The following is a 12,496-nucleotide window of genomic DNA, read 5'->3' on the forward strand; positions in this document are numbered from 1 at the left end:
CAGTATTGGGGAAATTTGATCAATAACTAATCGAATATTCATGCTCCACAGTGGAAACACCTGTGTACGTCAAAAGGAATAATTCAGATGAAAACACTCTTTGCAGTCACTCTCAATACACTGCTGCCGATCTTTCTGCTCTCCATCCCCACCTTCACAATGGCAACACAACCTGAGACAGCAACTCCGGAATACACCCTGTCGCTCTCTTTTGATCTGGAAAAACATGAAGTAACGGGAACAGCCAGAATCATCCTTGCAACAGGTAAACCATATACCCTTTATCTTGACGGAATAACCGTCACCGGCAGCATCCTCAAAGACGAAAAAGGACATGAGCGAGAACTGGTTTTCCGTGAAAAAACCGTTGTAATCCCTGCAGACGATATCAGGCGAACTATTTATATATCATACAGTAAAATAGTAGCCGGCAGCCATGAAAACAGGATCGAAACAGATGGAATAACCCTTGTCAGGAACTGGCACCCTACCCTGGACAGGCCAATGCTGTTTTCACTGAACGCTACACTTCCCTCCGGATTCACACCGGTCTGTGAGTCGGAAACCTTTCCGCTGGAGACAAGAGGCAGCACCGTCCATGCTGATTTTTCACATCCCCTCTACGCACTCCATTTCACCGCCGGACCGTATACCCATGAGAAATACAGGGTAAGAGACGGTCTCTTTGTCCACACCCTTTTCTTTCCAGAGGACAGACAGCTTATTGACAGTTACCTGAAAAAAGCCGCATCCTATCTGAAACGATACGAAAAGGAAATCGGGCCTTTTCCTTATAACCAGTACGTCATTGTTGCCAACCGTTTCCCCACAGGTTTCGGTTTTCCCGGCTTTACCCTTATTGGCCAGGCAGTGCTCCGACTTCCCTTTATAAAAGACACCTCTCTCGGCCATGAGATTCTCCACTCCTGGTTTGGAAACAGTGTGGAAGTAAACTACCGGGAAGGAAACTGGTGCGAAGGACTCACAGCTTACCTGTCTGACCACGCATTCAGAGCAGAAAAAGGTGAGGGTGCTCTGGACAGAAAGGAAATTATCACCAATTACCTCAGCTATGTAAACCATAACAATGCAATTCCTCTTGGCCGGTTCATTTCCGGAAACCATGACCAGAGCAGTGAAAAAGCCATGCGGGCTGTAGGGTATGGCCGTGGTGCCATGCTGTTTCATGAACTGCGGAAAAAAACAGGTGACGATATCTTTTTTCGGGCAATTCAATTATTCCATAAAAAAAACAGATGGAGGGAAGCATCATGGTCAGACATTCAGAACGCTTTTGAAACCAGTTCCGGTATCAAACTGAACACATTTTTTCGGGAAAGGCTTCAACGATCTGAGATTCCGTCTCTTTCTGTTGAAAACAGCCATATCGTGTATAAAAACGGTGCTCCGATCCTGACCTTTACCCTTGTTCAGCACACCGAAAAACCATTCTCAATCCTCGTTCCCATCAATATCAGGAATACTGCCGGGACAGATGTTTTCAAAACTTTTATTGACCAAAAAGAAAACCGGATTGAAATCCCACTCACCAGTCGCCCCCTGGAATTTACCATTGACCCGGAATACTCCTTCATGCGGGAACTTGACCGGGAGGAAAAATACAGTACCTGGTCCAGGTTTCTGGGGAGTGAAAAAAAACTGGTGGTCCTGGCTTCAGAGCAAAAACGAATCATCTACGCCCCCCTCCTGTCGTTGATGGATGGGCCAGGCATCGAGGTAAAACTGTCCTCTGAAGTGACCAACGAGGAACTGGCGAAAAACAACCTTCTTTTCCTCGGTACAGACCAGAAAGCTGCACGTTCACTTTTCGGCCCTCCTCCAGATCGTTTTAAAGATGATTTCACCCTTGATGCCAGATTCAACCCTCTTAATCAACATCTTGTTGCTGTCCTGCTTTCCTCCCCTTCCAGGGAAACAACTCTCAAGACAGCCAGGCGCCTGACCCATTACAGCAAATACTCCTTTCTTCGTTTTCATAACGGAAAAACAGTAGACAAACGTATTAATTCCAGCCAGATGGGCATCAGAACTGTACTGGAATCCCTGCCCGAAGGGGGCAGGACAACGACTCTCACGTCCTTTGAAAATATTATCAGACAGCTTGACAGAGCAAGGGTCATTTATATCGGGGAAACCCATACTGCCAACAGTGACCACCTCCTCCAACTCCGTGTTATCGAGGCTCTTTTTGCAAAAGATAGGAATCTTGCCATTGGTATGGAAATGTTCCCGGCGGACAACCAGCAAGCGCTGGACGATTATATTGTTAACAGGGTTCATGACGACGAGCGTACTTTCCTCAAACAATCTGAATATTTCAAGGTCTGGCGCTATGATTACCGATTTTTCCGGGATATTATTCAGTTTGCAAGAAACAACCGCCTCCATGTCCTTGGCCTGAATCTGAAAAGAAACATCGTCACGGAGGTCTTCCGAAGCGGCAATACTGACGGTCTTGACCAGACTGTTCTGGAGAAACTGCCCGAAAACAGAAATCTCGATATGCCCGGATATTATAACCGCCTGAACATGGTCCATGCTCTCCACGACCAGACCGGTACCAGAGGAAATATCAGCGGCTTTATTCAGGCCCAGGGACTGTGGGACGAGACCATGGCCGAAAATATTGCAGACTGGCTACGGAAAAACCCCAGAAAGAAACTGGTTGTTCTCGCCGGAACACAGCATACCAGGAAGGACTCAGGAATCCCGCCCAGGGTCAAAAGACGAATAAATGTACCCCAGGCATCACTGCTGAATATTTACAGTTCCGCCCCTTCCGACAACCTTGGGGAGATTGCCGACTATTTCTTTCTTTCCACCGCACCGGATTTACCTGAAAGCCCCAGGATCGGCATTGTTCTTGAGACAGTTCAAAAAGAAGGACAGTCATTTATGAAAATCACCGGGATCAGCCCCCACGGAAAAGCAGGGAAAGCTGGACTCCAGACAAATGATGTACTTCTTGAAATCAATAATTTCCCTGTCTCCGAAATGAGCGATGTACGAATTGCGATGATTGATACTCAAAATGGGGACAATATTCCTGTGAAAATAGTCAGAGATGTGGATGGAAAAAAACAGGAGCTGCTTTTTAATGTTGAACTCACAGTTCCACCCGAAGCGATGATGACTCATCCATGAAACTGAACATTCCCGATATCCCGGTTTCCCCATTGAAAAAATACCTGTACCGGGGTACAATTACTGCCTTTTCGCCAGAAACAGGCATCTTCCAACAGGGATGCATCCATAAATTATTTTGACAACAATTCTGTAAAATAAATACTGATACTCTGCAGAACACAGTCCCGTGATTAAAACACTCTCGATTCTTTATTTCAGAAAACAACATGAATCCGCAGGGTACCTTGAAAAATTGGAATTTTGGTTCAAGATCAAGGAACAGGAAAATTTAAAAACGCAACATTCTAAGAATGATGATCTCGTAAAAAGTCGTTCAACGTTCCCAGATGGACTCTGGAAAAACTTCGATATACAAGGCGTGGCGGTGTCGTGTAAGCGCAGGCGTACATATAGTACGTCGAGCATTACACGATCACTCCACAACGCAGTAGATCGGAGTTTTTACGAGTCCATCATGGTTGATTCAAAAAAAATACCTCTTTCCAAAAGGAGAAGTGATGTATAGAATTCTCGTTCCATTGACACTTGTACTTACTCTTTTACTCTTAACCCTATCTGGAGAACCAGGAATGGCTAAATCAAAACTGAAAGACGGCTTGTACGCCAAATTTGATACCAGCAAAGGTGAAATCCTCTGCGCTCTTGAATTCAAAAAAACCCCTTTGACTGTTGCAAACTTCGTGGGTCTTGCCGAAGGCACCAAGGATCTTGGCGGAGGAGCCAAAGCCAAAGGTGACAGGTTTTATGATGGACTTACCTTCCACAGGGTAATCCCCGATTTCATGATCCAGGGCGGCTGCCCCCTGGGAACCGGAACCGGCGGGCCGGGCTATACCTTTCCTGACGAAATAGATCCGAGTCTGAAGCACTCCGGCCCAGGCATCCTCTCCATGGCCAATTCCGGACCGAACACAAATGGCAGCCAGTTTTTCATTACCCATGTAGCAACTCCCTGGCTGGACGGGAAACACACCGTATTTGGCCACGTGGTTTCCGGACAGGATGTGGTCAATACAATTGAAGGTGGTGATATTATCAATTCAGTGGAAATTATCCGGGTTGGAAAAGAGGCAAAAGCTTTTCAAAGTGATCAAAAAGCTTTTGACTCCCTCCTGTCAGGACTTGAAGAGAGAAGCCGGGAAAAAGAACTGGCGGCAATGGAAGAGACGGCACGAGTGATCGACGAACGGTGGCCCGACGCTGTTACCACACCTTCGGGGTTGAAGTATGTTGTTGTAAAAGAGGGTGAAGGTGACACAACACCGAAACCCGGTCAGGTAGTGACCGTCCATTATACGGGAAAGTTGCTGGATGGCAAAAAATTCGACAGTTCTTATGATCGTGGACAGCCCATTGATTTTCCAGTGGGAAAAGGTCAGGTCATCAAGGGCTGGGAAGAAGCACTTCTCGGAATGAAAAAGGGGGAAAAACGAGTGCTGATCATCCCTTCCGATCTTGGATATGGCCCGAACGGCCGTGGACCGATTCCCCCAACGCCACCATGGTATTTGATGTTGAGCTGGTAAACATCCAGTAACCTATACCCTAAATCCTGCACTTCGGGAATAAAGAAAAAATATTTATACTGTACAAACAGATAGTTATCGTATCGCAGTAGGGGCTATACTACTCACTATCAGAGTGAGATTGTTTTTTCTTTATTCCCTTGCCCTGGGGGATTGGCAATTTTATCGAATCTGCTTCGTTATCAAGTGCTTGAAGTATGTTAATACGTCTGCGCCCTTGATGCCTCGCATCTCCGAAAACTTGCCAATTGCAGGATTTAGGTATACTATAATCCGAGCTCTCCGGCTATCTGCTGGAGAGCTTTCAGGCTCAGTTCACAGAACTCAGGCAGTGGAATTCCGGCCTTTTCACATTCCGCGATGATCTCGCGATTTGCCCCGCGGGCAAATGCTTTTTCTTTTATTCGTTTTTTTACCGATTTCGGTTTAACGGAGGCAAGTTTTTTATCCGGATAAACCAGGGCCGTGGCTACAACCAGACCGGTGATAGTCTCACCTGCCGCAAGAGCATGCTGGAAAACAGTTGTTCTCTCTTCTCCTGGATGGGCTTCCAGGTTATGCAGTCGTATTGCTTCAACTATCTCCTCGTCAACACCCTTTTTTTTCAAGATCTCAACCGTCTCTGTCGTATGGGTCAAGAGGTCCGGCTGACTCTCAGTGTCCAGATCATGGAGCAATCCGGCCAGCCCCCATTTTTCCCTGTCTTCGCCGAGCCGTTCCGCCATAGCCTGCAAAACTGCCTCCGATGCCAGGCAATGATTGATCATGTTCCGGTTTTTAATTTTGCTCTGAATGAGCGCCAAAGCCTCTTCCCTGCTGATACCGTATGTCATTTTCCATTCCCCCTCAATATTTCAATCCAACTCTTTCGCGGACCATGTCAAGAGTCACTGTTGCTTTTTCCCGCGCTTTTTCTGCGCCTTTTGCAAGAATGGAACGCAACATTTCAGGGTCACCAAGAAACTCTGCCTTTTTTCTCCGGGCTTCACCAAATTTATCATTCAACAGATCAAGCAGTTCAAGCTTCAGATAACCGTAAGCAGCCCCCCGTTAACGTACAGATCATGAATCTCCTTCATTCTCTCAGGGGTGGCAAACAAATTCATAATCTTATAGAGATTGCAGTTATCCGGATCTTTGGGATCATCCACAGGCGTGGCATCCGTTTCAATGGACATAACTCGTTTTTTCAACTGTTTACCTTCCATGAAGATAGGGATTGTATTGCCATACGATTTGGACATCTTCTGTCCGTCAAGTCCCGGTACAGTTGCCGTCTGTTCACTGATGGCAGGCTCCGGAATAACAAAGGTTTCACCGAACTCATTGTTGAATTTCTGGGCCAGGTCCCTTGCCACTTCAAGATGCTGCTTCTGATCCTTCCCCACGGGAACCTGCTCTGCCTGGTAAAGCAGAATATCGGCCGCCATCAATACAGGATAAGAAAACAGCCCGTGACTGGGAACAATCCCTTTTGCCACTTTGTCCTTATAGGAATGGCACCGCTCAATCAACCCCATTGGGGCGAGGGTTGACAGGACCCATGTCAATTCACAGACCTCCGGAACATCAGACTGGACCCAGAAAATACATTTGTCGGGATCAAGCCCAAGGGCCAGAAAATCCGCAGCCGCCTCCAGCGTTCCCCTTGCCAGGCGCTCACGGTCGTGGACAGAGGTCAAAGCGTGCAGGTCAACAAGAAAAACATAGAGCTCAGATTCCTCCATACGGGAAATCATGGTCTCCATCATGCCAAAATAATTGCCGATATGAAGCTGCCCCGAAGGCTGTATTCCGGATAAGATTTTCATAATAAGATAGCTGGTTTTTTAAAATTCATGAAAAATGTAGGTTAACCTGTAAAAGCGGAAAACAGCATACTGTAAAATCAAAAAAAAAGGGAGTGGAGAAAACAAATTTTCTCCACTCCCCGGTAAACTGAGTTGATTACCTTAGCAAAACACCTTTATTTTACTTCTTCATAATCGGCATCAACCACGTCATCATCCCCGTCATCCTTCTTCGGACCAGCTCCGGCTGCACCAGCTGCACCGGCAGCACCATCAGGAGCTTCCTGGGATGCCTGGGCATACATGAGTTCCGCAAGTTTATGAGAAGCCGTGGTCAGAGCTTCGATTGCCGCCTTGATGGCTGCCGTATCATCACCCTGCATAACTGATTTCACATTTTCCACTTCCTTCTCCACGTTTTTCCTGGTTTCCTCATCCACCTTATCGCCAAGATCCTTCAAGCTCTTTTCAGTGGCATGAACCAGGGCATCGGCAGAGTTTCGAGCCTCAACAAGCTCCTTACGCTTCTTATCCTCTTCCGCATGGAGCTCTGCGTCCTTGGTCATTTTTTCTATCTCTTCATCCGTCAGACCGGAAGAAGCGGTGATTTTGATGGACTGTTCCCTGCCGGTTCCCATATCTTTCGCAGACACGCTGAGAATACCGTTGGCATCAAGATCAAAAGTCACCTCGATCTGCGGTACTCCTCTCGGTGCAGGCGGGATATCAGTCAGCTCAAAACGACCGATCGTCTTGTTATCCTGGGCCATCTCCCGTTCCCCCTGGAGAACATGGATAGAGACAGCCGGCTGATTGTCTGCCGCGGTGGAGAAAATCTGACTCTTCTTTGTTGGTACAGTCGTATTTTTCTCAATCAGTTTAGTTGTTACCCCGCCCAGGGTTTCAATCCCCAGTGAAAGAGGCGTAACATCCAGGAGCAGGACATCTTTTACATCACCTTGGAGAACTCCACCCTGGATAGCTGCGCCAATGGCCACAACTTCATCCGGATTCACACCCTTATGGGGTTCCTTGCCAAAGATCTCCTTGACCATCTCCTGAACCTTCGGCATACGGGTCATACCACCGACAAGGATAACTTCATCAATATCGGAAGCAGTAAGACCGGCATCCTTCAACGCGGTCATACAGGGTCCTTTGGTCCGCGCAATAAGATCCTCCACCAGGCTCTCCAATTTTGCCCGGCTCAACTTCAGATTAAGATGCTTAGGCCCGGATGCATCTGCTGTAATAAAGGGCAGATTGATGTCAGTTTCCTTGGTGGTGGACAGTTCCATTTTGGCCTTTTCCGCCTCTTCCTTCAGACGCTGAAGGGCCATCTTGTCAGCCTTGAGATCAATCCCCTGCTCACGCTTGAATTCGTCCGCCAACCAGTTGACGATCCTCATGTCAAAGTCTTCACCACCGAGGAAAGTATCGCCGTTGGTGGATTTCACCTCAAACACACCGTCACCGATTTCGAGGATGGAAACATCAAAAGTACCTCCACCAAGATCGAATACAGCGATTTTTTCCTCACCTTTCTTGTCAAGACCATAGGCCAGTGAAGCCGCTGTAGGCTCGTTGATAATTCTCTGTACATTCAAGCCTGCAATCTTACCGGCATCTTTTGTCGCCTGGCGCTGCGAATCATTAAAATAGGCAGGAACGGTAACCACCGCATCGGTCACCTCTTCGCCAAGGTACTCCTCGGCGGTCTGCTTCATTTTTGCCAGGATCATGGCGGAAATTTCCGCAGGCCGGTAAATCTTTCCCTCGACCTCAACAGATACACTGCCGTTAGTTCCTTCAACTATCTTAAACGGGCTGACCTCTATGGACTTCCTCACCTCTGCATCGGTAAATTTCCGTCCGATCAACCGCTTGATTGCATATAACGTACGCAGTGGATTGGTTACAGCCTGACGCTTGGCAACCTGGCCCACAAGGCGTTCGTCATTATCGGCGAATGCAACAACCGATGGAGTTGTTCTGTTGCCTTCCACATTGGCAATCACCTTCGGGTCTCCACCTTCCATAATTGCAACACAGGAATTTGTGGTACCCAGGTCAATTCCGATAATTTTACCCATCTTTTCTCTCCTTAAATCATTCCGGGCGGTTTTCTGTCCGCCCTTGACTCCTCAAAAATTATTAATTGCTCTATCCATGATAGTGGCAACCTCTTCTAAAGTGTTCATCTTCCCTTGTTTGTCAAGGGATTGGATATTCTTTTTCGTGATGATACACCCTATGAATCGGCTTTCTTTTCTCCAGAGGAAACTATTACCTTAGCCGCCCGCAACAGACGATCTTTGTAGTAGTATCCCTTTTCAAATTCACTGACCACATGGTTGGCCGGAACCGTGTCACTGGCCTCCATGGTCAAGGCATCCTGATGCTTGGGGTCAAAAGGTTCACCCACACTGTCAATTGGTTTCACTTCAAATTTTTCCAGGGTCGCCACCAGACTCTTGAGTGTAAGCTTCACTCCTTCCACAAGGGCTTCCAGCCGCTGTTCGGGACTGTTTCCTTCGATACTGCTCTGTTCAATGGCTCTCTCCAGGTTATCAACTACCGGAAGCATCTCCCTGAAAATCTGCTCTCCGGCATATTTCAGGCTGGAGGCACGTTCCCGCTCCATCCGTTTCTTGAAATTCTCATTTTCAGCGGCAGCACGCAACATCCTGTCTCGAAGTTCTTCAATCTCCTTGAGGGCATCAGCAAGTTCTTTTTCCGGATCCCGACCATTCTCCTCTTCAGGATGAGTTGCTTTTTCGCCAGCCTCCTGTTCCCTCTCAGGTGGTGACAGGTCCTCATCTGTGACCTCAACCCTTCCTCGGAGTGTATCGTTTTTCTCTTTACTCACCTCTTCCTCCTCTCTGAACAAAACTTGTCTCCAATTCCCGGAAATATCACTGTCAACAACATTTTCCGGGCTATCCCGCATTTAACCTGTGCCAACAATAAGTAGAGGTATTTTTCTTGTCAAGAGAGGGAAAATCAAAAAGAAATGTTTCAAAAAAACTTAATGGGAAATGATAAAACAATATGCAAAATCAGTATATTATAAAGAAGAACTATTCCTGCCACCATTTTTTGGGGAAGGGGGAGGCAGGAATAGTGTGAATAAACAGACAGGAAGCAATCAACTGTGGAGATACCGTTCTATGGCATCAGCAATGGTATGGAAAATATTTTCAAACTCTTTTTCACTTGTTTCCAGAAGAGTGATCCTGAATCCGTTAATAGCTGTAGCAAAGGAGGTCAGAGGAACAACACAGACTCCGGTTGACCCGAGCAGATAATAGACAAACCGTTTATCAAGGGCAGTATTCGCCGGGCTCACCAGGTTTTCTATCATTTCCCTGACTTCGTCATTTTCAATGGGCAGGGTCTGGGAATCGGTCAACACTCCGTCTTCAAAACAAACACTCATATAAAAAGCGCCGTTGGTCCTGTTCACCAACACCCCTTTGACATCTTTGAGACAATCGTAAGCAATATTAGAAAATTTTTCATACCGTGCCACTCGAAGCCGCAGATACTCAGGATAATCAGGATGGGTTACAACCTGGGGATAAACTGTCTGCGGCAGGGTCGTTGAACAGACTTCGACCATTTTGGCATTGAGAATTGAATCAATGTATTTGCTAAAAATCGGGTCTTTCTCCCTGTTATACACTTCAATCCAGCCACACCGCGCTCCCGGCCACGGCATCTCCTTGGAAATGCCGCGCATGGCGATTGCCGGGACATCTCCGATTACTTCCGCCAATGTTGCCGTTGTGGTACCGTTATAATAAATATGCTGATACACCTCATCACAGATTAGAAACAGATCGTACCTGCGGGCTATCTCCACAATGGCCTCCATGACTTCCCGTGGATATACGGCCCCGGTGGGATTATCCGGATTAATGATGAGAATTCCTGCAACGGCAGGATTATAGGTTACATGTTTTTCAATGTCGTTCAGGTCCGGATACCAGTGGTTGTTGGGGTCAAGAACATAGGTGACCGGGCTGGTCCCGGCATGTGCTGCTTCAGCGGAAGAATGTGTACTGTAACTGGGAGTCGGTACGAGAACTCTGGCTGTACGCTTCAAAAATCCGAAAATTTTTGATATCGCATCTCCAAGCCCGTTAAAAAAAATGATATCTTCGGCATCAATCTTCACCGTTCCCAGTTTATTGGTCTGTTCCGCTATAAATTCACGGGTGGCCAGAACTCCCTTGGTAGGCGAATAACCGTATGTACAATCCTGGCGAACCGCTTCCACCACGATTTCCTTCATCCATCCAGGAACCTCTTCACCCTTTGCGATGGGATCACCGATATTTTCCCAGTTCGTTTTCAGACCAAGTTTTTGTAATTTTTCCCCGACGTTGACTATATTTCGTATTTCATATGTCAACTCTCCGGCACCAATATGAACTATATCCATTCTCATCCAGTTTTACTCCTTCTCCGAGTCCACCTTATTTCCTATCCTGCAGTATTTCACGTTTACTCTGACTTTCAAATGTAAATCGGATTTTTACGTTGTGAGTTCAGAGCCTTACCATAGCAGGATAATCAAGTCAACCGAAGGACTTCAAGAATCATGTTCCAGTCATGATTCATCATATTTATCAAGTTTATTTTTCAACGTTTTTCTTGTGATACCAAGAAGTTTTGCTGCCCGACTTTTGTTTCCACCGGTTTCCTTCAAGGTTTTTAAAATCAACTGTTTTTCCGCTTCAAAAATGGAAACAGGTGCTCTGTTCCCGTCCGGCTCATGTTGCTGCACATGTTTCTGCACGGTCAACGGGAGACTCTTTTCAGTCAACCTGGTTCCACGCATGAGAATAATTCCACGCTCAATGGCATTTTCCAGTTCCCTGACATTGCCCGGCCATGGATAACTGACGAGCATATTCATGCATTCTTCTGTTATTCCATCAAGAATCCTTCTATTTTTTTTGGCAAATTTCCGGGCAAAGTACTCAACCAGTTCCCGGATATCATCTCCCCGTTCCTGCAGGGGGGAACAACGATCATAACCACATTCAACCTGTAAAAGAGATCTTCTCTGAACCTGCCCTGGCGTACTTCCTCTTCAAGATCTCTATTGGTGGCAGCGATAATGCGCACATCAACCCTGATTGTCTCCTCTCCGCCCACACGTTGCAACTCCTGCTCCTGGAGAACCCGCAGCAGTTTGACCTGCATGGCCTGGGATGTCTCTCCGATCTCATCCAGAAAAAGTGTTCCCCCATCCGCCTGAACAAATTTTCCTTCCCGCCTCTTTTCAGCCCCGGTAAAGGCGCCCTTTTCATGACCGAACAGCTCGGAATCAAGCAGGTTTTCAGCGAGAGCTGCACAGTTGACTTTCACAAACGGTCGTCCTTTTCTTTCACTGTTTTCGTGAAGGGCTTCGGCTACAAGCTCTTTACCCGTCCCCGATTCCCCTGAAATCAGAACTGTAGCTTCCGTGGGAGCCACATAAGAAATCATTTCAAGCAACTCCCGTATGGGTGGAGAAGACCCGATAATCCGTGTCTGCAGATCCCTTTGCCCTCCATCTTCCTTTTCTATTTCTTTCTGCACTGTTACCTGGTGATGATCTGCAGCGCGCTCAAGGGCCAGACGCAGCCGGTCAAAATCAAGGGGCTTGGTCAAATAATCGTGGGCCCCCTGCTGGATGGTTTCAACGGCACTCTCAACTGAGGAATAAGCTGTCATAATGATGACGGGCAGGGAAGGTTCTTTTTTCTGAATGATGGAAAAAGCCTCAAGTCCATCCATTTTTGCCATACGAATATCCATCAGTACCGCATCATAAGAATGCTCCACAACTGCCTGAACTGCCGTTGTACCGTCATCCGCCTCAACAGTCTGATACCCCCATTCAGCCAACATGGAGCACAGCATAAACCTGTGAACCTGATCATCATCCACCACCAGAACCCGCAATTGTTTTTTTCCAGTAGCCGCTTTTCCTGTTTCTTTTTTCATCAGTCAAACACC

6 protein-coding genes and 2 pseudogenes are annotated in these 12,496 nt (G+C 47.0%); 2 read left to right on the plus strand and 6 right to left on the minus strand.

Annotated features, from left to right (window positions below; translation table 11 throughout):
* The first annotated feature begins 87 nt into the window (after positions 1-87).
* Positions 88-3,165, plus strand: a complete 3,078-nt coding sequence (locus LO777_RS09790) for a ChaN family lipoprotein (protein WP_228857296.1) — start codon at positions 88-90, stop codon at positions 3,163-3,165.
* A gap of 572 nt (positions 3,166-3,737) precedes the next feature.
* Positions 3,738-4,694 carry a peptidylprolyl isomerase gene (locus LO777_RS20610; RefSeq protein WP_329955706.1) on the plus strand — a complete coding sequence of 319 codons (957 nt, stop codon included), beginning with the start codon at positions 3,738-3,740 and terminating at the stop codon, positions 4,692-4,694.
* Between the two features lie 266 nt (positions 4,695-4,960).
* On the opposite strand, the gene LO777_RS09805 is transcribed toward LO777_RS20610, so the two are convergent.
* The 6 genes and pseudogenes from LO777_RS09805 to LO777_RS09835 form a co-directional block, all read right to left on the minus strand.
* A complete protein-coding gene (locus LO777_RS09805; protein WP_228857297.1) occupies positions 4,961-5,527 on the minus strand; it encodes an HDIG domain-containing metalloprotein in 567 nt (188 codons plus the stop codon).
* Between the two features lie 13 nt (positions 5,528-5,540).
* A pseudogene (gene trpS, locus LO777_RS09815) lies at positions 5,541-6,505 on the minus strand (tryptophan--tRNA ligase).
* Between the two features lie 155 nt (positions 6,506-6,660).
* Positions 6,661-8,577, minus strand: coding sequence for a molecular chaperone DnaK (dnaK, locus tag LO777_RS09820; RefSeq protein ID WP_228857300.1), 1,917 nt, complete (start codon positions 8,575-8,577; stop codon positions 6,661-6,663).
* 158 nt (positions 8,578-8,735) lie between these two features.
* Positions 8,736-9,353 (minus strand): nucleotide exchange factor GrpE, encoded by a 618-nt coding sequence (locus tag LO777_RS09825; RefSeq protein ID WP_228857301.1) that lies wholly within the window; start codon positions 9,351-9,353, stop codon positions 8,736-8,738.
* A 279-nt stretch (positions 9,354-9,632) separates the two neighbouring features.
* Positions 9,633-10,937, minus strand: a complete 1,305-nt coding sequence (locus LO777_RS09830; protein ID WP_228857302.1) for a pyridoxal phosphate-dependent aminotransferase — start codon at positions 10,935-10,937, stop codon at positions 9,633-9,635.
* A gap of 162 nt (positions 10,938-11,099) precedes the next feature.
* A pseudogene (locus tag LO777_RS09835) lies at positions 11,100-12,484 on the minus strand (sigma-54-dependent transcriptional regulator).
* Positions 12,485-12,496: the final 12 nt, after the last annotated feature.

This window comes from Desulfomarina profundi, assembly GCF_019703855.1.
Classification (GTDB): domain Bacteria; phylum Desulfobacterota; class Desulfobulbia; order Desulfobulbales; family Desulfocapsaceae; genus Desulfomarina; species Desulfomarina profundi.